Raw genomic sequence first — 22,943 nt, 5'->3', positions numbered from 1 at the left:
TCGATGACGCCACTGGCAAGATTCGAGCGGTATCTGACAGGTGAGCACGGTAGTTCAGCGGCTACCCGATCGGCTTATTTGGCGGATGCGCAGTTGTTGTTGGATTTAGCGGGTGACTGCCCATTGGACCGACTGACAGCACGCGATATTCGCGGTTTTGTCAGACAGATGCGGCAAAGAAAGCACGATGCACGCAGTATCGCTCGGCGATTATCGGCTTGGCGAACCTGGTTCCGGCTATTGGTACGGGAAACCGACTTCACCCTCAATCCAGTGGCCTCGGTGCGTGCGCCTCGCGCCGAGAAGAAGCTACCCCGCCCGGTCAGTGTTGATGCGGCGGCGGGCTTTCTGGATAACCTGAGCGATAACGACCCGCTGGCCCTGCGCGACCGCGCCATGTACGAGCTTGCTTATTCGTCTGGCTTGCGGGTATCCGAATTGGTAGGTGCCGACCTTGCCGACCTTCACCCGGACGCCACGTTGCGGGTATTGGGTAAAGGTGGCAAGTCGCGCGTGGTGCCGGTTGGGCGGATTGCCCTGGCGGCGATTGCGAATTGGCTGCCTTGCCGTACCGTATTGCTTCAAGCTGGTGAAACGGCATTGTTTCTGAACCGCTTCGGCCACCGCATGACAGCCCGCGCAGTACAGATGCGGCTCTCAAATTGGTCGGACAAGCTGGGCCTGGGCGACAAGCTGCACCCTCATCGCTTAAGGCATGCTTGCGCCAGCCATTTCCTGCAAGCCAGTGGTGATTTACGTGCAACCCAGGAATTGTTGGGGCATGCCAGTATCGCTACAACCCAGATTTATACGCACCTCGATTTCAACCGTCTTTCCGAGGTGTACGACCAAAGCCACCCGCGCGCCAAAGTTAAGTGAGCCTTTCGGTGCGTGCTGATTTGCCAGGGAGTAATTATGGAAATTCAACGCATCAACCCCACACAACGCTGGTCGGACGCTACGGTTTACCAGGGGCTGATTCACTTTGTCGAAGTACCGGCAGTCCTCAACGCGGATATGCAGGGGCAGGTTAAACAGGTATTGGCCCAGGCTGAAGCCACGCTTGCATTGGGCGGCAGTGATAAATCACGTCTTTTGATGGCGACGATTTATGTGACTAACCTTGCCAAGGTGCCTGCGATGAATGCGGTATGGGATGCATGGCTAGCCCCCGGCTCTGCACCCGTCAGGGCTTGCTTGAAAGTAGAGTTGATCAACCCCGGCATGCTGGTGGAAGTGCCTTCGTAGCTGCACCCGGTTTGAAGTGACCCTGATATAGCCGCTGCTCGATTTCTTGGTTAATACAGGCAGCGTATTGACGCTGGTAGGCGTTGATTGCTGGCAAAAGGCTAGGGGTTGCTGTTCCCGCGGGGGTGCAAGTCGCCCCAGTTTCTTCAGCATGTGGCGCCATTGCTGGCGCATCACCTGGCTTAGCGCCGAGCTCAGTCGACAGGATTCAGCCAATTCAGTTGGCCGTGACATACCTCATTCAATTGGGCAATGAATGCGGTTTTCTCGCTATCAAGCAAATTAAAGCTGAACAGAACCTGGTTGCTGTGCTCGACCTGTAATTCAGTTGCGCCTGCGGTTGCAATATGGCGGCGGAGCAAGCCTTCCAAGGCGTAAGGCACGGTACAGCGAAGGTGGACTCGCCTTTGCAAAGGCAGCTTATCGGCTGTGAGCAGGGCCTGAGCTACGGCATCGGTATAAGCACGTACCAAACCGCCAGCCCCCAGCTTTACCCCGCCGAAATACCGCACGACCGTAGCCAATACGCCTTCCAGCTCTTGGTGGCGCAATACGTTCAGCATAGGCAGCCCAGCGGTGCCGGAAGGTTCGCCATCATCCACCGCTGCTGACTGCCCACCCGCTAAAAGTGCCCAGCAAACATGTACCGCACCGGGGTGCTCGGCTTTGAGTGCAGCCACACGCAATTGCGCGGCGCTACGGTCACCAATGGGTTCTACACAGCCAATAAAGCGGCTCTTTTTGATTTCCAGCATGCTATGGGCCGGGTTGGCCAGGGTGAAGGGCATAGTGGTTCCGAAAGCACCTTAGGGCTTGTTTCAAAGCCTGCTGCTGGTTCTTCATCAGGACTAATACTGCTCGCAGTAGGCATCGAACAGGCGCTTAGAACCTGTCTAAAGTCTCGCGAGCTAAGACAAGAGAAGGCGGAAACAGCCGAGGAAGCGGAGTTTACAAGTGGTAAATGAGCATTCCGAGGGTGTTTTCAACGCCATATTGCCGACGCGCAGCAGACTTTAGACAAGTTCTTAGGCGCAGTTGGTGTTCCAATTCTGGATTGCAGCCTTGCGGGTAGTGGCTTGGGCGCTGATGACATTGCAGTTGCCATTACGGCCGAACTTGGCGCACTCGATCCAGAATCGATTTGACCCTGCCTTCATGACTTCGCCGGGCGAGCCGCATTTTTTGCACGGTTTCGGGCTGAGTGGTGTGTTGTCTGTCATGGTTAAGCATCCTAATGCTGTCGAACTGGGAGGCGATAGTACGTCATCTTGTTGGTTTGATTGAGGACGATCACATCGCTTATAGGTGTCGATATTAGCCAGACTGAGCCGATTTCGGCAGCGCTGCTTGAACGCCATCAGACTTGCCGTCCGGTAAAGTCGAAAGGGGAAAACCATGTGGGCCCGGTACAATGGCGCATTCCCCTAATTTTGACTGGCAGCCCGGGTGGCTGCCATGGAGACCACTTATGTCCAACGATTTGCCCAGTTTGCTTGCCACTGCCTATGTCAACCGCACCGATTTACTGGCGCAACTGCATGCTGAAGAAACCAATACCTATCGTTTGTTCCATGGCAGTGTAGAGGGCGCAGCGGGTCTTACGGTGGACCGATATGGCGACCTTCTTCTGGTGCAAACCTTCCATACCCCGTTGGCTGAGGGCGATTTGGCGGTAATCAGCGACTACTACGCCAGCGTGCTGCCCGGCCTTGCAACGGTTTACAACGACCGCAGCGACGCCAATTCGCGTATTCGTAACCCGTTGTCTGGTGCTGAACTGGAAGTTGCGATGCTGCCGCGTGAGGCGAAAGAACTGAGCGTGAGCTACCGTATCCAGGCTCGCCATGCGGGGCAGGACCCTTGGCTTTTTCTTGACCTGCGTGCTGGCCGCCGCCGTGTCATGCAGGAAGCCGAGGGTAAGTCGGTGCTGAATCTATTCGCCTATACCTCAGGCGTTGGTATTGCGGCTGCCAAGGCTGGCGCGCGTTTTGTGCTGAACGTGGACTTTGCCGAATCCAGCATTATGGTTGGCAAGGAAAACGCCCGCTTGAACATGCTGGCCACGCGGCCGCGCTTTGTGCAGAGCGACGTCTTCCCGGCTGTACGCCAGTTGGCAGGTATTGGCCAGCCGAAGATGGTGCGCGGTAAACGCATGCCCCCCTTCCACACGCTGGAAGCTCGCCAGTTCGACTTGGTGTTTCTAGACCCGCCACGTTATGCCAAGAGTCTCTTCGGCGTTGTGGACTTGGTCAATGACTACAGCAGCGTCTTCAAGCCCGCCTTGTTGGCGACGGCACAAGGTGGCAGCATCATCTGCTGCAACAACGTTGCCCAGGTTGATGCCAATGCTTGGCTGGACCAATTGCAGCGTAGCGCCGCCAAGGCCGACCGTCCAGTACGTGAATTCGAATGGATTACCCCTGAGGCAGACTTCCCCAGTAGCGATGGCAAGCACCCTTTGAAGATGGTGCTGCTGCGGGTGTAATGCAATTTAAGCGCACGGGCAGCTTGGTTGCCCGTCGGGTTACTGTCGTTGGCGAACATGGGTTCGACGAGTTTAGGCAGCGTAGGGCAGGCGGCGAAAGTCATTGCTCCCTACTGGATTCTGTTGCCTCGACTGGACGGGGATCAGGCAATCGGCTCAATAGAGTGGACGATGGACTCGTGAGCCTGTAGTTCGATGAGGCCAAGTTTAGTATTCTGAGGTACTTCAATCGTCAGGCGATCGTCTGAGTCTGCACTGAATTTCATTGTCACGTCGTCTATAGCCGCGTGGCTGACGCCTAACATCCCAGTGCCGTAGACAATCACGAGATTGCCGGTTTCGGTCAGCTGTTGATGTATGTCTGTGATAGTCAAACTAGAAGCTGAGCGGGTGGTGGAGCCAGAAGCCGCATTATTGCTGAAGTGTTTTCCACCTGCCCAAGCGGCAAAGCTGAAAAGAAAGCATATCAAAAGGATATTACGCAGTTTTATTCGCATAGTTTGTACTTAATCAAGAATTTATGAGCACCTTGCTGCATGACAAAGCGAAGCGAACGATAGCTACCTTTATTAGAAATGGGCAATATGGTATATCGCCATGTAAGAAATCGCGAGGGTCCAAATTCGGGTTTGGCGTCACGCTATTCAACAGCATGAGCGACGGTACGAAAGAAAGGCGCGGCTCTATTCGGCACTGCTGACACTACGCTGTCAGTAGTGCCCGCCTAGCATGGGCGTTACACCACTTGGTGGTAATCATCCGACAGGAGCTTTCCATGCATGCCGTGAACTGGTTTGAATTGCCGACTGACGATCTTGACCGGTCTACCCGCTTCTAAGAGACGGTGTTGGCAGCCAAGCTGCGCCATGATGACAGCGTTGGCGATATGCAGATGGCCTTGTTGCCATATGGTGAGACTAGTGTGGGCGGCGCGTTGGTGAAAAGCCCGCATATGCACTACGGGCACGCTGGTCTATCTGAATACGCCAGATCTGGATGCGGTGTTAAGCCGGGTGGAAACGGCTGGTGGCGCGATTTTGATGCCCAAAACCTTCCTGCGTGCAGACATTGGTTCGATTGCCATCATGCGTGATAGTGAGGGCAATAGCGTTGGCCTGCACAGTGTGAATTGATTGGCAAAGAGGTTGAGGGGTAGAGCCTGCCGTTTTCGCCTTGTATCGTCCTGACTTGAGAGACTTTAGACAGGTTCTTAGACCATAAAATACTGACATGCGCCGAGCCGACCGCCTTTTCCAGATTGTCCAGTTTCTCCGCGGCCGGCGGTTGACTACTGCCCGTTGGTTGGCGGATCGCCTGGAAGTGTCGGAACGTACTGTGTATCGGGATGTGCGTGACCTGTGTCTGAGCGGTGTGCCTATCGAGGGTGAAGCAGGGGTAGGGTATGTCCTGCGCCATAAGCTTGATTTGCCGCCGCTGATGTTTGATCGTGAAGAACTAGCAGCATTACGATTGGGTGCCGAGATGGTGGTTGCCTGGAGCGACCCCCAGCTTGCCCGTGCGGCGGAGGCGGCGCTGGCAAAAATACGCAGCGAATTGCCGACAGATATGTTGCACGGCATGACGCCGATGCATGCACCAGCCATCCCTGGCCAGCATGAGGCGGCCTTTGCCCCGTTACGCAATGCTATCGATAAACAGAAAATAGTCCGGTTGTACTACCGTAAGCCGGATGGTCAGGCGGACCAGCGTGATATCTGGCCATTGGGGCTGTTCTTCTGGGGCAAGGTCTGGACCCTTGTGGCATGGTGCGAACTACGCAATGCGCATCGGCAGTTCCGTCTGGACCGCATCGAAACGAATACTGTGCTAGACCAGGATTTTCGCCCCAGCTACGAACAAACCTTGCGATCTGCCCTACGTGCTGCCGGTGTATCCAGCGATACACTGGATTAGCGTATGGTCCCCGGTAATATCTCGTTGGAGACGAAGAGTTTGGCGCCCTTTGCGCCTCATAGGTCCTTGACGTTGAAGGCTTCTCCTGTTTCGAAGAACGTGCCTCCCGCGACATAATGGATTGACCGTGCCCTACCCGGTTCGAAATGCCAGCGGCCATTACTAAAGTCGCGAAGGTCAGCCCAGGCTGCGATGACTTCGGCGATAAATAGATCGTATTTGTCTTGGTTATGCCGCTCTTCAATCACCTTGCATTCCAGCCAGCCTACGCAACCTTCCAGTAATGGCGCGCCGATTTTCTCTGCGGTGAAGGTGGTGAGTTTCAGGTCAGCGAATTTGTCAACGTCCCGGCCGCTGAGGTTGCCCACTGACTCCGTCATAGCAGCCAACCCTCGTGCGGGGATATTCACGGCGAATTCACCACTGGCTTCGACGAGTTCCCGCGTTAGCGTGTGTTTGTCGATGACCACGGTGACTTTGGGCGGGTCGAAATCGAGCGGCATGCACCACGCGGCAGCCATGACATTACGTTGGTCGCCGTACGCGCTGGATACCAGCACGGTGGACCATGGTTGAGTAAGCGGTAGGCTTTTTTCAGGTCGACGGCTTGGCGCATGACATGGCTCGTTAGTCAGTAAGTACTACGCACATCACCCAACCATCACCACCGCATGACCGACAAGCCGCAAGAGTGGGGAAGTATCTCTTGCTTAGCGAAGCAGACCATGACGATTTGCAATATGCAAAATAAAAATATCCTCCCGTTGACAACAAACCTACCAGAAGGTAGAGTGCTCGACATGGACACCAGACAAGCACTCCTCGACAACGCAGCAGAACTCATCCGCACCCGTGGGTACACCGGATTTAGTTATGCTGATTTGGCTGAAAGAGTCGGAATCCGCAAACCAAGCATTCACCACCACTTCCCCGCCAAAGAAGATTTGGGCGTGGCTTTGTTGGACCAGTACATCGTGCAATTCGAGCAACTCCTTGAAGATATCTCTCGCCACGAGAAATACCCTAGCGATCAATTGCGAGCATTTGCAAACTTGTACCGGTCTAGCCTTGAACAAGGCTGGGGATGTGTGTGCGGCATGCTGGCAGCAGATGTGGATGTGGTATCCCCCGAGATTGCAGTTGGCGTACGTCGATTCATGTCAATGAATCAACACTGGCTGACGCAGGTTTTGGAGGCGGGTCAGCAGCAGAAAACCGTTTCTGATGCAATTGATTCTGCTGCGCAAGCAGGCATGCTCTTGGCAGTTTGTCAGGGTGCTTTGCTGGTGGCGCGTGCAATGCGGTCTGTTGATGGCTTTGATCAGGCTGTTAATGCTGTACTAAAGTCATTCGATCAAACCAATTAATTCTTTTTGGCTTTCATGCCTACCTACTAGAAGGGTTGTAAAATGCGTAATTTTAATCAGTCGACGGTTCTTGTTCTTGGTGGCACCAGCGGTATGGGCAAGGCAACCGCTCGCAAGATTCTGCAAGGTGGCGGTAAGGCTATCGTTGTTGGTCGCGATCAACCCGTGGTCGACGCAACAGTCGCCGAGCTGTGCTCCCTGGGTATTGTCACCGGCATCGTGGCTGACTTTTCAAAGCAGGCGGATGTCGACACACTGATTGCACGCCTTGGCAGCGACTTGAATGTGGATCTCCTGGTCAATGCTGCAGGCATCTTCCTGCCTAAGACCTTCCTTGAGCACACCGGGCCGGACTACGACCAATATCTGGTACTCAACCGTGCGTTCTTCTTCCTGACACAAGCCTTTGCAAAGAATCTGGTTGCACGTAAAGCGAAGGGCGCCATCGTCAATATCGGTTCCATGTGGGCCAAACAGTCCATCAAGGCCACACCGTCAACCGCCTATTCAATGGCCAAGGCCGGCTTGCACTCCATGACCCAGCATTTGGCGATGGAATTGGCTGACCACGGTATCCGCGTCAATGCCGTTTCTCCTGCAGTCGTGCAGACGCCCATCTACGAGGGCTTCATTCCCAAGGAACAAGTCAACGAAGCACTGCAAGGCTTCAACGGTTTTCACCCGATTGGCCGTATTGGGACACCGGAAGACATTGCCAATGTGATCGCCTTCTTGCTGTCAGAAGAAGCCGGCTGGGTAACGGGCGCGGTTTGGGATGTCGATGGCGGCGTAATGGCAGGCCGGAATTAAGAACTGCGAGCAGCCCTTAGAACCTGTTCATGCTCTTACTGCGCAGCCGTGATCAGGGCTCATGTGCTGCTCGAAATCCTCATGTACCAAAGTACATTCCGGTTTCTGTGCCGCGCTTCACCCCGCTGACGGCCGCTCGTGACAGATCGTAAACAGGTTCTCAGTAGGGTAGCGAACTGCCGGGTGCACAGCACCTTCAACAGTTCTACTCCCTGTTAACGGCAGCCTTCCAAGCAGCAAAGATCCGTCAAGGGAACCACCGTAAGGCAGCAAGCCGGTTCCAACCAACTCTGGAGAATGAAATGCAACCGAATATCACCAATGGCTTTATCAATGGTATCGATACCGATGCCTTGCGCGGTGTCGTCGATGCCGTAAAGCATGATGCAGCCAAGGGCATGATCAGCTACACGGTACGTACAGACTGGCAAGGGCAGACACGCAGCCTGGCGCGTGCCGTAGATATGACGCTGGCCGGCGTCAAAACCAACCGCACCTTTGCAATGCCAGCCGACGAGCCAGCCGAACTGCTCGGAGAAGACACCGCGCCCAACCCACAGGAGCTGCTATTTGCAGGGCTGAACGCCTGCATGATTGCCACGTTTGTCATCGGCGCAGCCATTCGGGGCGTCAAGTTGACTTCACTGGCCATTGAAACAAGTGGTGAACTAGACCTGCGCGGTTTCCTAGGTATCGACGCGGCGGTCAAACCCGGCTACGACACGATACGTTACCGGCTGATTGTTTCTGGCGATGGCACCCCAGAGCAGTACGAGGAAATTCATCGCAACTGCCAACGTGTATCCCCCAACCGATTCAACCTTGCCATGCCTGTGAACTTCGAAGGCTCTGTGCAGGTGATTTGAATAAACAAGCATGGGCCGGACAACTTGTGCGGCCTAGCCTTCATCAGGAGGAAACCCCAATGTTCATCAACGCAGACTTTGGCCGTCAGGTCATCATTCCGTCAGACACTCTACCCTGGGTTGCTTCCCCCGTGGCGGGAGTAGAACGCAGAATGCTCGATCGGATAGGCGGAGAAAAAGCCCGAGCCACTACGATTGTCCGATACGCCCCCGGTTCAGGCTTCACCGAACATGCCCATGCAGGTGGCGAGGAAATCCTGGTGCTTGACGGTGTGTTCTCGGATGAAAACGGGGACTACCCCGCAGGTACTTATATTCGCAACCCTTCAGGTAGCAGCCACACTCCCTTCAGCAAGAATGGTTGTACCCTTTTTGTCAAACTCCACCAGTTTGATCACGATGATGTTACGCAAATTCGCATCGATACCCTGCAAGCAACTTGGTATAGCGGCGTAACGCCAGGGCTGTCAGTGTTGCCGCTTCATGCGCATGGAACCGAAAATGTGGCATTGGTTCGATGGGCACCGGGCACTCACTTCAACCGTCACCGCCATTGGGGAGGTGAGGAAATCCTGGTTTTGGAAGGCACCTTTCAAGACGAGCACGGCATATATCCGGCAGGCACCTGGATGCGAAGCCCCCACTTGTCGGGCCATACCCCCTTTAGCGTCGAAGGCTGTCTTATCTACGTCAAGACAGGTCATCTATTGCTGGCAGCAGAACAATTTCACGATGAAGCCATTCGTGCAATGGCTTAGATTTTTAATCCCGGCAATGGATGGTTTTAGCCGAGGGATCGGGTACATCACCTTATCTTCTGGCAGGGATGTGGACCTTCGGAGGATCGAACTCCCGACCTCCGCATTGCGAACGCGGCACTCTCCCAGCTGAGCTATCGGCCCGGACGGCGCAAAATAGATGCCCCAAACCAGCCCCACAAGCCGCTGATGAATCTGGCAGAATCGATTGAACGTCAGTCAGTATTCAGGGAGCAGGGACATGGATATCAAACAATACATGAATGAAATGGGGCAATCCGCTCGCGCTGCCTCGCGCCAGATTGCGCGGGCCGACACCAATGCAAAAAATGCAGCACTCCATGCCATTGCCAACGCAATCGAACGCGATGCGGAAGCATTGTTGGCTGCCAATGCCGCGGATGTCACCAACGCACGGGCATCTGGTTTAGAAGCCGCGCTGATTGACCGTTTGACCTTGTCTCCCAGTGGCATAACCGCCATGGCGGAAGGTCTACGTCAAATCGCCACCTTGCCGGACCCGGTGGGGGAGATGAGCGACTTTGCCTATCGCCCCAGTGGTATCCAACTTGGCAAGATGCGTGTGCCACTAGGGGTCATCGGCATCATCTACGAAGCCCGACCGAATGTGACAGCCGATGCAGCAGGCCTGTGCCTGAAATCGGGCAATGCGGCGATCCTACGAGGCGGTTCTGAAGCCGCGCTTAGCAACCAGGCCATCGCCGCGCTGGTGAAGGAAGGTTTACACAGCGCCGGCCTACCCGAAGCCGCTATCCAGGTAGTAGAAACGACTGACCGAGCGGCAGTGGGGGAACTGATCACCATGAGCGAGTACGTGGACGTGGTCGTACCACGCGGCGGCAAAGGGCTGATCGAACGGGTGTCACGTGAGGCCTGCGTGCCCGTTATCAAACATCTGGATGGTATCTGCCACGTTTATATCGACGATGAGGCAGACCTCGATAAAGCGATACGGATCGCCGACAACGCCAAGACCCACCGCTACGGTACCTGTAACACCATGGAAACCCTGTTGGTGAACGACAATATTGCTACCTTGGTGTTACCAGCATTGGCGAATATCTATGCCGCCAAAGGGGTGGAACTACGTGGCTGCCAACGCACCCGCGACATCGTGCCCATTGCTTTGGCTGTGACTGAAGAAGATTGGCGAACAGAGTATCTGGCACCCATCCTCTCCATTCGTGTCGTGGAAGACCTGGATGCCGCCATCAGCCATATCAATAACTATGGCAGCCACCATACTGATGCCATCGTGACGGAAAACTACAGCAAAGCACGCCGCTTCCTACGTGAAGTGGACTCTGCCAGTGTGATGGTGAATGCTTCGACACGCTTTGCCGATGGCTTCGAATATGGCTTAGGTGCGGAAATCGGCATTTCGACCGACAAAATTCACGCTCGCGGCCCCGTTGGCCTGGAAGGCCTGACCAGCCAAAAATGGATCGTACTGGGCGATGGGCAGGTACGCAGCTAGTACTTTGGCGTGGGACCAACCACGAAAACCCACGCCGGCCAACCACCTTGCCTGATTGCAGGGCCTATCACATCAACCACGTGGGCAAGGCGCCCTAACTTTCCAGCAAAATACAAACCCACACTTTATATATTTGCAGGTTGGTTGTTGATACACGCGGCATCAACTAACTTGAAGTAGAAGGCCGGAAATACGTTGGCGTTCGCGCCTTATGATTAAAGACTGTCCTGACGGCTTCTCAGGTTGCGCAATGTCTCGACTTGGCGAACTGACCAACTTAATCGGTATGTTCCTGTACGCAAATCTGGCACTCATTGCTATTAGCGGGTGCTCGGCGGGTAAGGCATTAGGCAAAGGCAAAGGCACTTTATCAGCAACGTACGGCCTCTTTCCCACCACACCAACTGGTAATCCTTATGCAAACGCTATCATTTGCCCAGCGCGCTTGGCTTGCATTCATCCTCTTGGCGGTAATGAACATAGCAACCGCATTGGCCGCCAGTCTTGATGCCGGTACAAGCGTGGTATGGACCTGCGGTGGCCTTGGTGCTCTGGCAGCAATCGTTGGTGGAGGCTGGTGGGTTACCCAAGCAGAAAAAGGGTTAAACAAACTTGAAACCGCCCTTGCCAAAATCGAGGCAGGTGATTTCCACAACAATCTTCAAGCGGAACCAGGTGACGAATTCGGCGCCATGATGGTGTCAATACAGTCCGTGTCGGTGCATTTGCACACGCTGATTGAAGATGTCATGTCGACTTCCCAAAAGATTGCTTCTCAATCCCATCAATTGGACCAGTCTGCTGAATCTTTAGCCAAACAAACCAATATGCAGAGCGAACAAGCCATGCATGTCAGTGCTGCCACCGAGCAGATGAGTGTATCCGTCACAGAAATCAGCCGCGCCACGCAAGAAACCGCGGCAAGCGCGCAGCAAGCCAAGGTAGTGGTGCGCGAAGGGGAAGCAAATATGCAGGCCAGCCTGGCCTCGACCAATCGTATTGTTGAAGTGGTGGGTGATGCGCGCGCTACCCTTGATGACCTTAACCATGCTGTAGCACGAATCGGCAGTATGACCGGCATCATCAAAGAAATCGCCGACCAGACCAATCTGCTGGCGCTAAACGCTGCCATTGAGGCTGCCCGCGCCGGAGAGTCGGGCCGAGGTTTTGCCGTAGTAGCCGACGAAGTACGAAAACTGGCCGAACGTACCAGCCAGTCCACCCAAGACATCAGCAACAATGTCACCAATATCCAAATGGTAACCCAGGCTACCTTGATGACCATGGACGATGCAGTAGCGGAGGTCGCCAAAGGCACGGCTTCAATTGAAGCCAGCAGTCGCAGCTTGGAAGCCGTAGCCCATGCAGCAGAACACACAGTAAAGATGACTGGCCAAATTGCCGACACATTACGTCAGCAATCTTCGGCAGCCGAAGAAGTCGCCAATACCATCGAACGCATGGCCAGCACCATTGATTCCAACAATCGCGAAGCCCAAGATGTTGCCGGTTCCGCCGAGAAACTGTCCCAAACTGCTGGCGCGCTGAAAGCATTGGTAGCCAAGTTCAAGAAGTCATCCTGAGAACCTGTCTATAGTCTCGCGAGCTAAGGCAAGTCAATGCGAAAACAGCCGAGGAAGCGGCGTTTACAAGTGGTAAATGCGCATTCCGAAGGTATTTGCAACGCCGTATTGTTAACGCACAGCAGACTTTAGACATGTTTTGAGAACCGGCTCAACCCCTCAACTGAACATCACCCACCCAAAGCCGCCCTCTATATCTTTATTGTTCGCTTGGTTGAGGACTGCCTCTGAGGCAATGGGATGGGTTGAGATTGAATATAAAGACACTCACATGACTTCGCTTGGAACAAACCACTTCCATTCGTGGGAAAACTGGCACAAGTGGTCCAATCTCATTGATCGGGAAAAAACACTGCCCTATTAATCAATTAGTGCCCCGGAAGAATTTGATCCAAATCGCATCAAAAAAGAAAGTCCCATCAAGAATTCAAACACTTAGCGTGACCACCCCCGTGGATGCAGGTACAATCACGCTTTTGCTAACAACGCCGCTCGCCATTTCCTGCACCGCTTGCGCTCAATTTACCCTAGGGCAATTGGCCCATGATCTTGAGCCTTTTGCAGTGCAAGATTACGCCGGGCGGCATTTGCTTTATCAGGCTATCAAACAACCATGACCCAACACCTCACCATCGAGCAGATGCGCGATATCGCCGTTGCCGCCTTGGAAGATATCAAAGGCGAAGACATTCTCGTGCTCGACACCACCAAGCTGACCGCCATGTTTGAATGCATGATCGTCGCTTCGGGTAATTCCAACCGCCAAGTCAAAGCATTGGCCAATAGCGCTCGTGAAAAACTCAAGGAAGCCGGCGTCGATATTCTCGGTATGGAAGGCGATGCCACCGGTGAGTGGGTGCTGGTCGATGCCGGCCCGCTGATCATTCATGTCATGCTGCCGGCAGTGCGCGACTACTACAATATCGAACAACTCTGGGGCGGCCAGAAACCTACGTTCAATCCCACACGCCCTTGGGAAGCCGCCATTCAGGCTCATGACGACCCAACTGGCAAGGTGTGAAGCTCTACATCATCGCCGTCGGGCACAAGATGCCCGATTGGGTTGAAATAGGCTACAAAGAGTACGTCAAACGCATGCCGCGCGAGGCAAACATAGAGCTGATCGAGCTTAAGCCTGGACAACGCACAGGCAGTTCGGTAGAAAAAGCGATGGAAACCGAGCGCGACCGCATCCTTGCCGCGCTTCCTGCTGGTTGCCACAAAATCATCCTCGACGAACGTGGTGCCAACTGGACCACAATGAAGCTGGCCGAAAAACTACAGGGCTGGCAACGCAATGGTGGTGATGTGGCATTTGTCATCGGTGGTGCTGACGGTTTACATGCCGATATCAAGCAACAAGCCAACGAACTACTACAGCTTTCAGCACTGACTCTGCCACACGGCATGGTTCGAGTACTGTTGGTCGAGCAACTTTATCGTGCTGTAGCCATCAATCAAGGCCATCCCTATCATCGTGAATAACGGTCATATGCACCATAAACCAGCCATCTACCTTGCCTCCGCCAGCCCACGTCGGCGCGAATTGCTGACACAAATCGGTGTACGCTTTGAGCGTGTGACCTGCGAAATCGACGAAACACCGCAAGCGGGCGAAACCGCTATGGCCTATGTAGAGAGGCTGGCCCGTGCAAAGGCTGATGCCGGCATCACAGCAGCCCTCTCTGCGGGTTTGCCGAAGCGGTTATTGCTGGCGGCAGACACGACTGTGGCACTTGGCGACACCATTCTCGGCAAGCCGCTTGATGCTGCTGATGCCCGATCCATGTTGAACAAGCTATCAGGCAGCAGTCACGAAGTCCTGACCGGCGTCGCCATCAGCAATGGTGAGCGTACTGAATATGCGCTCTCACGGAGCACTGTTCGCTTCCGGACCATTAGCAGCCAGGAAATTACCGCCTACGTTGCCAGCGGCGAGCCGCTTGATAAAGCAGGCAGCTATGGTGCTCAGGGATTAGGCGCCGTGTTGATCGAGGAGATCCGCGGTAGTTTCAGCGGTGTCGTAGGCCTACCGCTTACAGAAACCGTGGCCCTACTGCAGCGTTTCGATTACCCGTTTTGGCCCAATTGATAATCACCTACACCCCAAATAAAAAACGCCCTGTTCGGGCGTTTTTTATTTGGCACCTGGGCCGCGTAATTCAAGGAATCGTTTTTTATCCTCATCCGCACGCTGGCGTAGGTGAGCGATTTCGGCTTCTTTGCGCTTTATCTCTTCCTGGATCTTGGTAAGGTCGTCCTGACGATCCTTAATATTGGCCCGTAAATCGTCAGATACAGGTTTATTACTTGCGTTGGCTTTGCTTGCTTTGGCCAAAAAACCATCCAAGCGCTTTTGTGCCGCTTCAACCCGCCCCTTATCGGACTGAATACCGGCCTGTAACTGCTCCACATTGCGAAGCAAAAGCGCATCAATTTCGCTGGTATTGGTAAAACTGTTGAGCAACGCTTTATCGCGCCGACGTGCTTCTAATTCCTTTTGCGCCACCTCTCGCTGCTTCGCCTGCTCTTTCTCCTTTGCAGCTTGCTGCTCAGGCGTGAGCAGCCCTTCTGTTTTATCCACCACCATGCCACGGTTATTCAACTTGGTCTCACCTTGGCTGGTCCGCTGCTGGGGCGGTTTGTCGCTATATTGGGTCTTGCCATTTTCATCCACCCACTTGTATATGGCAGCCGAAGCAGGCAGACAAATCAACAGGGCAAGTAAAGGTAGATGAGTACGCATGATTCCAGTTTTCCTTAGACGACGCCGTATTCGGCGCGATAACGCCGAACCGCCAGCAAATTTCGTTCCAGTTCTGGCTGTCCATTCAAATAATCGATCAAATCAGTCAGATTCGCGATAGCCACTACCGGTATACCGTATTTAGCCTGGACCTCCTGTACTGCAGACTGGCTACCTTGACCACGCTCTTGGCGATCCAACGCTATCAATACCCCCGCGGGTTCCGCCCCTTGAGCACGAATCAACTCAACGGATTCACGCACCGAGGTCCCCGCCGAGATCACGTCATCAATAATCATGACCCGCCCCTTCAGTGCAGCACCGATGAGAGATCCTCCCTCACCATGGTCCTTAGCCTCCTTGCGATTAAAGCTAAATGGCACATTGCGCCCTTTTTGGGCTAATGCCACTGCCGTAGTTGCTGCCAACGATATTCCTTTATAAGCCGGCCCGAACAGCATGTCGAAAGGCACTTCAGACGCAAGTGCTGCCGCTGCATAAAATTCAGCAAGCCGGCCAATACTGGCGCCATCATGAAACAACCCTGCATTGAAGAAATAAGGGGACTGCCGGCCAGCCTTGGTTTGGAACTCACCAAAGCGAAGCACTTGTTGTTGAACGGCAAAGGCGATGAAATCGGTACGTACGTTAGACATATTAGTAAGGCCTGAAAAGCGAGACGGCATGCGGGTTTCGATGCTTTATAGCATATCATTCCGGGTTCTCATCTGCCTTGTCGAGCAACTTGCCATGCGAATTATTTCCGCCAATCTGAATGGCGTGCGTTCTGCCGCCAACAAAGGTTTTTTTGAATGGCTGGCCACCAGTAAAGCTAATGTAGTCTGTGTTCAGGAACTCAAAGCCCATCTGTCGGATATGAATGAGGCGATGCAGACACCACCCGGCTATTACGGCTATTTCCATACAGCGGAAAAAAAGGGCTATAGCGGCGTTGGCATTTATAGTCGCCGCCAACCGGATCGCGTTACCGAAGGCCTAGGTATTGCCGATATCGACGCCGAAGGACGCTACCTTCGCGCCGACTTTGGTCAGCTTTCTGTCATCTCACTTTATCAGCCGTCTGGTTCTAGCGGCGACGAACGCCAGCAGGTCAAGTTCGCCTTCCTTGAACGATTCATGGCCCACATGCGTAAGCTGTTGGCAGAAGGAAGGGAAATTGTGGTCTGCGGTGACTGGAACATTGCCCATCACCCTATCGACCTGAAAAACTGGAAAGGTAATCTGAAAAATTCTGGTTTCCTACCCGAAGAACGCGCTTGGCTGACAGAATTATTAGATCATGGCTGGGTTGACGTTTGGCGCACCCTCTATCCCGAGGCCCCAGGTTACACATGGTGGAGCAACCGCGGTCAAGCCTATGCCAAGGACGTGGGTTGGCGAATTGACTACCAGATCAGTACGCCCGGCATCGCAGCCCAGGCACAAGCCGGCAGCATTTATAAGGACGTGAAGTTCTCCGATCATGCCCCGTTGATCATCGACTACGAGGGAGCGCTATAAGTATGGCTTTGGCGCATTATCTGACGATCTTCGGCAATCGCCGTGTTGCAGCATCCTTGGGATTAGGATTCGCATCCGGCCTGCCGCTCGCCCTCACTGCCGGCAGTTTGCAAGCTTGGTTAACCGTAACAGGGCTCGATATCGCAACCATTGGATACTTCGCCCTGATTGGTCAGCCCTATACCTATAAATTCCTCTGGTCGCCGTTGTTGGATCGCTTTGAACCACCGTTTCTTGGCCATCGCCGCGGCTGGCTGCTGATAACCCAGCTATTGCTGGCCGCAGCGATCTTCGCCATGTCGCTAGTCAACCCAGTCGTATCACCCGGCCTGTTGGCAGGATTTGGTGTTGCCGTCGCCTTCTTGTCTGCCAGCCAGGACATTGCCTACGATGCCTACCGTACGGAGCTTCTACAGGATGATGAACGCGGTGCAGGTGCCGCGGTCGGAGTGCTTGGCTATCGATTGGCCATGCTGGTCTCGGGTGCATTCGCGCTCATCATCGCCGAAAGACAGCTAGGCTGGCCCGGTACCTACCGGCTTATCGCAGCCATTATGGCCGGCATGGCGATCGTGACGCTTCTTTCACCTAAATTGGCGTTGCCCGACAAACCGGCATCCCCCGCGGGATTGGAACTGAAAGGCTTTGTAGCGATGCTATTGGGCGGCGGGCTTGGCTTTTTACTGGCCCGCAATGGCCTTGAACTGGCCGGCATCCCTACCGAAGGCAAAGGCTGGGGGCTGGTCTACTTGGTCGGAGAGGTCATGCTTGCCGGCGCATTGGCAATATGGGCTGCACGCTGGGTAGGATTTCCTGCGCTCACCGGGCCCCTGGATGAGTTCCTCTCGCGCCGCAGCGCCTGGATGCTATTGGCGCTGATCGTTCTGTACAAACTAGGGGACGCCTTTGCCGGTAGCCTGACCACTACATTCCTGCTGCGGGGGGTAGGCTTCAGCCAAACCGAAGTCGGCGAAGTCAACAAGGTATTCGGTCTTATCGCTACCTTGGTCGGCGCATTAGTTGGGGGGTTATGGATGGCCCGGCTGGGCTTATGGCGTGCCTTACTCTTATTTGGAATACTGCAGGCGGTGTCGAATCTGATGTATTGGTTGCTGGCGGTATCGGGTAAAAGCTATGGCCTGATGGTATTGGCGGTAGGGGTTGAAAACTTCTGTGGCGGCATGGGTAGCACCGCCTTCGTCGCGCTTTTGATGGCACTATGCCATGCGCAATTCACCGCCACCCAATTTGCCCTTCTATCTGCACTCGCTGCTTTCGGCAGGGTCTATGTCGGACCTGCGTCTGGGGTTATGGTAGAAGCATTTGGTTGGCCTAACTTCTTCCTGACCACAGTATTGACAGCTTTGCCGGGTCTCGTACTTTTGCTTGTTCTGCGCAACCAGATAATGGGCTTGTATTCAGTACAACCACTCGTGCTCGAATAAGAACCTGTCTAAAGTCTCGCGGGCTAGGGCAAGACAAGGCAAAAACAGCCGAGGAAGTGGCGTTTCCGCGTGGTAAATGAGCATTCCGAGGGTGTTTTCAAGGCCGTATTGCTGACACACAGCAGACGCTAGGCAGGTTCTAAGAATTCGCCATTCATAGGAAGATCCAACGTATGTCCAAAATCCTCTATCTACATGGCTTCAATAGCAGCCCTGCCTCACAGAAAGCACAACAGACCCAGGCCTGGCTGGCAGAACGCGGGCTAGCAGAACTATTTATCTGCCCTACCCTGCCATCGACACCCAGTGCAGCCGCAGCACTGATTGCCCAGGTGATTGAACAACATGGCCCAGCCAACCTCACGCTATTGGGAAGCTCATTGGGTGGCTTCCTGGCCAGCTGGGCCGCCGAGCAATTTGATTGCCGTGCCGTTCTGATCAACCCAGCTGTTCGCCCCGCACAACTCATGCAGGCATATTTGGGTCCGCAACTTAACCCTTATACGGGTGAGGAGTATCTGCTGGAAGCGCACCATATAGTTGAACTAAAAGCACTGGAACCCGCCCGCATATCAGCCAAGCGCTATTGGCTATTGCTGGAAACCGGTGATGAGACACTGAACTACCGCGATGCCCTTGCTTACTATCCAGGATGCAAACAGACCATCATAGAAGGTGGCGACCATAGCTTTCAGCATTGGGAACCCATGCTGCCGGAAGTTATGGCGTGGGCCAGCATACCGGCCGGAGGCAATTGAAGTAGCTGACCACCACCAGCCCTGCTGAAATAAAACGCCCGGTTTGAACCGGGCGTTCGTATTTCACTGCATCTATTTCGCCACCGCTTGCTTTGCATGGGCAAAGTCACCGGCGTAAACGTTCACCAATCTCGCGGGGTCGATGTACTTTCGAATCGCGGCGTTCACGTCAGCCAAAGTCACCGCACGCAAGCGGGTTTCTTGTTCCGCAGTAAATGCCATGGTTCGCTTCAGGTAAAGCTGGTTAGACAAGCTACCCGCCAAACTACCATCATGGGTACGTGCAATTGTGGCTTCTTGCAAGATACCACTGCGTGCTTCATCGATTTCTTGCTGCGTGACGCCGGTTTCGACCAACTTGGTGACTTCTTCTTGAATAGCCGCCTGCACACGGGCCAGATTGGCCGGGGCATAGATTGCATACAGCCCCAAGGAACCGTTGTTGTTCAACGGCCCTACATGCAGCCAGCTACCCACGCCATAGCTGATGCCTTCTTTCTGGCGCAGCCGATCCATCAGGCGGCTCTTCAACCCACCCCCACCAAGAACCCGACCCGCCAAAGCCAATGCCGGATAATCGGGCGCGGTATCCAGCATATTCAGCGCCATGCCACCAAAGTAGGCGGCATTGGCTTTGTCCGGGGTCTCCAACTGCACTTTCCCAGGCTTTATCTCTATATAAGGGTCAGCCACGCGGACAAATTTTTCCTGCGCAGTCCAACTACCAAACAAAGTTTGCAACTGTGCAGCTGCAGCCTTGGCGTCGAAATCCCCCACAAGCGCCATCTGCGCATCCTGTGTGCCATAAAAACGCTGCTGGAAGCGCTTGAGGTCGGCCAGCTTGATTGATTTAAGTTCAGCAATCTGTTCCTCAAAACTGGCGCTATAGCGAATGTCACCCTTGGGGTATGGGTTACCGTGCCGGGAAAGCGCCTGCTGGGCCAACGCTTCTGGCTGGCGCATCTGGTCTTCAATCGAAGTCAGCGCCTCGTTTTGCAGGGCGGCAAACTCTTCAGCGGACCAGGTTGGCTGCCGCAATATCGTTTGCAATAGCGCCAACAGCTCGGGCAGCTGTTTATTGCGCGTTTCAAAACTGACCGTCAGATTTTGACCATGGGCAGATATAGATAGTTTGGCTTTCAACTGCTCCAAGCGGTCGGCCAGTTGCTGCCTGTCCAACTTGCCGGCGCCACGCATCAGCATTGCCGCGGCTAGGTCACCCACCATCGCCTGCTTGAACATGCTCTTCTCATCACCCATGCGCATGGTCATCACGCCACTCACCGTATTACCACGGTTCTGCTTGGGCAAGAGCGCCAACTGCAAGCCATTGCCCAGCTTCATACGTTGAGTGCGCGCCTCTACATTGGCCGGGGTAGGGTCAAAACTTTCACCTGCCATGATGGCATCTCGCCCCTTGTACCCGCCCACCAGCTTATCCACATCAGGCGCTACCGGAATCTCAGCCCGTTGTGGTTTATCCGTAGGCACAAACTGGCCCAGGGTACGATTTGACTCCCGTAGGTAGTTGTTGGCTACCCGCTGTACGTCGGCGACGGTCGCCGCTTCAATGCGATCCCGCATCAGGAAAAGCAGTCGCCAATCGCCAGCTGCGATCGCCTCCGACAAGCCAACCCCGAAAGCCACGGGATCGGCAAGGGTCATATCGAAATTATTCAGCAATGCGGTCTTGGCGCGCTGTAATTCAGTTTCCGTAATAGGCTGCTTCGCGATGCCTTCAAGCGCCGATAACAAGGCTTTGCGTGCTGCCTCACGCGACTGTTTTTTGTTCAACTCGACAAAGAACATGACATAGCCGGGTTCCTGCAATTCGAACGTATTAGCCCCCACACCGACCGCTATCTTCGATTGCACCAGGGCCTTATGCAGCCGGCCCGTTGGCGTGTCACCCATGATCTGCGCCAGCAATGACATCAGGGCCGTATCAGGGTGCGCACCTGGTGAAATATGATATTGGACACCAATCAACTGGGTATCGCCGACACGGCTTACCGTCACTTCATGCGCACCATCCTGTACCGGCTCGCGGGTATAGGTGATAGGCAACACCCGGGTAGGCTTGGGAATCGGCGCAAAAAATTCCGTCACCTTTGCCAAGGTGCGAACGGGATCGAAATGGCCGGTAATGGTCAGCACCGCATTATCGGGTTGGTAGTGCGCACGATAGAAGGCTTGTAGGTTCTCGATTTTGACATTCTCGACATCGCTACGTGCGCCTATCGTGTTTTTCCCATAGTTGTGCCATTGATAGGCACTTGCGCTCATTTGCTTCATCAAGATGCTTGAAGGGCTGTTCTCACCCATTTCCATCTCGTTGCGCACCACCGAGAACTCCGAGTCCAAGTCACTGCGGGCGATAAAGCTGTTGACCATACGGTCCGCTTCCATCTGCAACGCCCAGTCGAGATTATCGTCACTGGCGGCGAAGGTCTCGTAGTAGTTGGTGCGATCAAACCAAGTAGTGCCATTGAAATGCATGCCACGCTTGGAAAACTCTTGCACGATGGTTTTGCCGGGCAACTTTGGGGTGCCCTTGAACACCATGTGTTCCAAAAGATGCGCCATGCCGGTTTCGCCATAATTTTCATGCCGACTACCAACCAGATAAGTGATGTTAACCGTGGTGGTGGGCTTGGAAGCATCGGGTGCCAGCAGCACGCGTAAACCATTCGCCAAACGATATTCAGTAATGCCTTCCACGCTTGCAAAGGGTGTCAGGGAAACCGGTTGGCTTGCGCTGACTGTAGCTTCCGCTGCCAACGCCGGGAGCATCGTCCCTAGCGATAGGGCGAGGACTAGGCTCAAGGTCTTGAAACGCATGCAATCTCCTGGATGGGTATTATTTAAGCTGCCTACTAAGAACCTGTCTAACGAGTCTGCTGCGCGTCAGCAATATGGCGTTGAAAACATCCTCGCAATGCGCATTTACCCTGTGTAAATGCCGCTTCCTCGGCTGTTTCCGCCTTATCTTGCCTTAGCTCACCAGACTTTAGACCGGTTCTAAAAACCGACTAACGATCTATACCGCGCAGCGCGTGATCAAGGTTCTTAGGCTTGAAAATGCCTGATTTGTTCTTGAAATAAGGAAAATTACCTATAAAAGCCAAAGCGCTTTAGCGTCAGCCCATTCGCTGTTTTGAATTGCCCCATAGATGACGAACAACCGCTACAGACTGGGATAACCCTCGGCCGATTCAGTACTCAGAGGATCAACTCAGCCATACCCCGCAACGTTCCACCGGTAGCACGGCATATGCGCCACTCTGGCATTACCGTAGCGCCAAGCTTACGATAGAAGCTCAATGCGGGCGCATTCCAATCCAATACCGCCCATTCAAATCTACCGCAGTCACGTTCCACCGCCCGCTTCGCCACCTCACGAAACAGCACCTCTCCGATCCCATTACGTCGATATTCGGGCAGCACAAACAAGTCTTCCAGATATAAGCCCGGCTTTGCCAGGAAGCTTGAGTAGTTATGGAAGTACAGGGCAAAGCCAACTGCATGCGGATTGCCTCCCCTATCCACCTCAGCAATCAAGGCTTCAATATACGGCCGGGCGCCCCATAAATGTTCATGCAATTGCTCGGCATTGCCCGTACAAAGATGGGTCAACTTCTCATATGCGGCTAAAGCACTGACCAGTCCATATAACGCAGGTGCATCGCCGGGACGAGCTTCGCGGGTAGTAAATGGCGTTTTCATACCTAAGCTCCAATCTAAGAACCTGTTCACGATCTTGCTGCGCAGACGTGATCAGGGTTCATGTGCTGTTCGAAAGCCTCATGTACTTAAGTACTGATGTTACGCAGTAGCTGCGAGAAGCAGCTGTAACTGATCATAAGCCGCGCGGGAGGCGTTGATCAGTAACTTGCGGCAAAGTGCGAATGGGTTCTTCTGCGTCTTGATGCTCAGGCATTCAA

The 22,943-nt window shown here is 54.2% G+C and carries 26 protein-coding genes; 17 read left to right on the top strand and 9 right to left on the bottom strand.

Features of this window, described 5'->3' with window-relative positions:
- The first annotated feature begins 3 nt into the window (after positions 1–3).
- Positions 4–879, top strand: a complete 876-nt coding sequence (locus CSQ89_RS06085; RefSeq protein ID WP_099405290.1) for a tyrosine recombinase XerC — start codon at positions 4–6, stop codon at positions 877–879.
- A gap of 36 nt (positions 880–915) precedes the next feature.
- Positions 916–1,248 (top strand): RidA family protein, encoded by a 333-nt coding sequence (locus tag CSQ89_RS06080; protein WP_099405289.1) that lies wholly within the window; start codon positions 916–918, stop codon positions 1,246–1,248.
- 194 nt (positions 1,249–1,442) lie between these two features.
- On the opposite strand, the gene CSQ89_RS06075 is transcribed toward CSQ89_RS06080, so the two are convergent.
- Both CSQ89_RS06075 and CSQ89_RS06070 read right to left on the bottom strand, forming a co-directional pair.
- Positions 1,443–2,036, bottom strand: coding sequence for an IMPACT family protein (locus CSQ89_RS06075; protein ID WP_099405288.1), 594 nt, complete (start codon positions 2,034–2,036; stop codon positions 1,443–1,445).
- A gap of 237 nt (positions 2,037–2,273) precedes the next feature.
- Positions 2,274–2,468 carry a Lar family restriction alleviation protein gene (locus CSQ89_RS06070; protein WP_099405287.1) on the bottom strand — a complete coding sequence of 65 codons (195 nt, stop codon included), beginning with the start codon at positions 2,466–2,468 and terminating at the stop codon, positions 2,274–2,276.
- Between the two features lie 248 nt (positions 2,469–2,716).
- On the opposite strand from CSQ89_RS06070, the gene CSQ89_RS06065 reads away from it, so the two are divergent.
- Complete coding sequence (locus CSQ89_RS06065) at positions 2,717–3,733, top strand: class I SAM-dependent rRNA methyltransferase (RefSeq protein WP_099405286.1); 1,017 nt, start codon at positions 2,717–2,719, stop codon at positions 3,731–3,733.
- Positions 3,734–3,876: 143 nt separating this feature from the next.
- On the opposite strand, the gene CSQ89_RS06060 is transcribed toward CSQ89_RS06065, so the two are convergent.
- Positions 3,877–4,230: a hypothetical protein gene (locus CSQ89_RS06060; protein ID WP_099405285.1), complete on the bottom strand. Its 354-nt coding sequence runs from the start codon at positions 4,228–4,230 to the stop codon at positions 3,877–3,879.
- A 239-nt stretch (positions 4,231–4,469) separates the two neighbouring features.
- A complete protein-coding gene (locus CSQ89_RS23080) occupies positions 4,470–4,700 on the bottom strand; it encodes a hypothetical protein (protein WP_233202973.1) in 231 nt (76 codons plus the stop codon).
- A gap of 263 nt (positions 4,701–4,963) precedes the next feature.
- On the opposite strand from CSQ89_RS23080, the gene CSQ89_RS06050 reads away from it, so the two are divergent.
- Entirely contained in the window at positions 4,964–5,647 is a 684-nt protein-coding gene (locus CSQ89_RS06050; RefSeq protein ID WP_099405284.1) for a helix-turn-helix transcriptional regulator, read from the top strand.
- Positions 5,648–5,703: 56 nt separating this feature from the next.
- On the opposite strand, the gene CSQ89_RS06045 is transcribed toward CSQ89_RS06050, so the two are convergent.
- Positions 5,704–6,207: a flavin reductase family protein gene (locus CSQ89_RS06045; protein ID WP_308418121.1), complete on the bottom strand. Its 504-nt coding sequence runs from the start codon at positions 6,205–6,207 to the stop codon at positions 5,704–5,706.
- A gap of 111 nt (positions 6,208–6,318) precedes the next feature.
- Here CSQ89_RS06045 and CSQ89_RS06040 point away from each other — a divergent pair, with 111 nt between their 5' ends.
- From CSQ89_RS06040 to CSQ89_RS06000, 10 genes are all read left to right on the top strand, one after another.
- Positions 6,319–7,014: a TetR/AcrR family transcriptional regulator gene (locus CSQ89_RS06040; RefSeq protein ID WP_099405283.1), complete on the top strand. Its 696-nt coding sequence runs from the start codon at positions 6,319–6,321 to the stop codon at positions 7,012–7,014.
- 42 nt (positions 7,015–7,056) lie between these two features.
- Positions 7,057–7,824, top strand: coding sequence for an SDR family NAD(P)-dependent oxidoreductase (locus CSQ89_RS06035; protein ID WP_099405282.1), 768 nt, complete (start codon positions 7,057–7,059; stop codon positions 7,822–7,824).
- A gap of 302 nt (positions 7,825–8,126) precedes the next feature.
- On the top strand, positions 8,127–8,690 hold the full coding sequence (locus tag CSQ89_RS06030) for an OsmC family protein (protein WP_233202972.1): 564 nt from the start codon (positions 8,127–8,129) through the stop codon (positions 8,688–8,690).
- A 59-nt stretch (positions 8,691–8,749) separates the two neighbouring features.
- The gene (locus CSQ89_RS06025) at positions 8,750–9,448 is read left to right on the top strand and encodes a cupin domain-containing protein (RefSeq protein ID WP_099405281.1); all 699 of its coding nucleotides are present in this window, start codon (positions 8,750–8,752) and stop codon (positions 9,446–9,448) included.
- A gap of 241 nt (positions 9,449–9,689) precedes the next feature.
- Positions 9,690–10,946 carry a glutamate-5-semialdehyde dehydrogenase gene (locus CSQ89_RS06020; RefSeq protein ID WP_099405280.1) on the top strand — a complete coding sequence of 419 codons (1,257 nt, stop codon included), beginning with the start codon at positions 9,690–9,692 and terminating at the stop codon, positions 10,944–10,946.
- Between the two features lie 416 nt (positions 10,947–11,362).
- Positions 11,363–12,529, top strand: coding sequence for a methyl-accepting chemotaxis protein (locus CSQ89_RS06015; RefSeq protein ID WP_099405279.1), 1,167 nt, complete (start codon positions 11,363–11,365; stop codon positions 12,527–12,529).
- A 281-nt stretch (positions 12,530–12,810) separates the two neighbouring features.
- Positions 12,811–13,146, top strand: coding sequence for a hypothetical protein (locus CSQ89_RS21990; RefSeq protein WP_139022853.1), 336 nt, complete (start codon positions 12,811–12,813; stop codon positions 13,144–13,146).
- Positions 13,143–13,550: a ribosome silencing factor gene (rsfS, locus tag CSQ89_RS06010; RefSeq protein ID WP_099405278.1), complete on the top strand. Its 408-nt coding sequence runs from the start codon at positions 13,143–13,145 to the stop codon at positions 13,548–13,550. The genes CSQ89_RS21990 and rsfS overlap by 4 nt, the downstream gene beginning before the upstream one ends.
- Entirely contained in the window at positions 13,547–14,014 is a 468-nt protein-coding gene (rlmH, locus tag CSQ89_RS06005; protein WP_099405277.1) for a 23S rRNA (pseudouridine(1915)-N(3))-methyltransferase RlmH, read from the top strand. Before rsfS ends, rlmH begins: the two co-directional genes overlap by 4 nt.
- Before the next feature lie 7 nt (positions 14,015–14,021).
- Positions 14,022–14,621, top strand: a complete 600-nt coding sequence (locus CSQ89_RS06000) for a Maf family protein (protein ID WP_099405276.1) — start codon at positions 14,022–14,024, stop codon at positions 14,619–14,621.
- A 45-nt stretch (positions 14,622–14,666) separates the two neighbouring features.
- On the opposite strand, the gene CSQ89_RS05995 is transcribed toward CSQ89_RS06000, so the two are convergent.
- Positions 14,667–15,275: a DUF4124 domain-containing protein gene (locus CSQ89_RS05995; protein ID WP_099405275.1), complete on the bottom strand. Its 609-nt coding sequence runs from the start codon at positions 15,273–15,275 to the stop codon at positions 14,667–14,669.
- A gap of 14 nt (positions 15,276–15,289) precedes the next feature.
- A complete protein-coding gene (gene pyrE / locus CSQ89_RS05990) occupies positions 15,290–15,931 on the bottom strand; it encodes an orotate phosphoribosyltransferase (protein ID WP_099405274.1) in 642 nt (213 codons plus the stop codon).
- Positions 15,932–16,025: 94 nt separating this feature from the next.
- On the opposite strand from pyrE, the gene CSQ89_RS05985 reads away from it, so the two are divergent.
- The 3 genes from CSQ89_RS05985 to CSQ89_RS05975 all read left to right on the top strand — a co-directional run bounded on the left by CSQ89_RS05985 (position 16,026) and on the right by CSQ89_RS05975 (position 18,999).
- On the top strand, positions 16,026–16,796 hold the full coding sequence (locus CSQ89_RS05985) for an exodeoxyribonuclease III (RefSeq protein ID WP_099405273.1): 771 nt from the start codon (positions 16,026–16,028) through the stop codon (positions 16,794–16,796).
- Between the two features lie 2 nt (positions 16,797–16,798).
- A complete protein-coding gene (locus CSQ89_RS05980) occupies positions 16,799–18,241 on the top strand; it encodes an AmpG family muropeptide MFS transporter (protein WP_099405272.1) in 1,443 nt (480 codons plus the stop codon).
- Between the two features lie 173 nt (positions 18,242–18,414).
- On the top strand, positions 18,415–18,999 hold the full coding sequence (locus CSQ89_RS05975) for a YqiA/YcfP family alpha/beta fold hydrolase (RefSeq protein ID WP_099405271.1): 585 nt from the start codon (positions 18,415–18,417) through the stop codon (positions 18,997–18,999).
- A gap of 72 nt (positions 19,000–19,071) precedes the next feature.
- On the opposite strand, the gene CSQ89_RS05970 is transcribed toward CSQ89_RS05975, so the two are convergent.
- Both CSQ89_RS05970 and CSQ89_RS05965 read right to left on the bottom strand, forming a co-directional pair.
- Entirely contained in the window at positions 19,072–21,840 is a 2,769-nt protein-coding gene (locus CSQ89_RS05970; RefSeq protein WP_099405270.1) for a M16 family metallopeptidase, read from the bottom strand.
- A 381-nt stretch (positions 21,841–22,221) separates the two neighbouring features.
- A complete protein-coding gene (locus tag CSQ89_RS05965) occupies positions 22,222–22,725 on the bottom strand; it encodes a GNAT family N-acetyltransferase (RefSeq protein WP_099405269.1) in 504 nt (167 codons plus the stop codon).
- Between the last annotated feature and the right edge of the window lie 218 nt (positions 22,726–22,943).

The organism is Chitinimonas sp. BJB300, assembly GCF_002735695.1.
In the GTDB taxonomy this organism is placed as follows: Bacteria; Pseudomonadota; Gammaproteobacteria; order Burkholderiales; family Chitinimonadaceae; genus Chitinimonas.
Note: the sequence above shows the minus strand (reverse complement) of the source record. Positions and strands in the feature narration are given on the sequence as shown.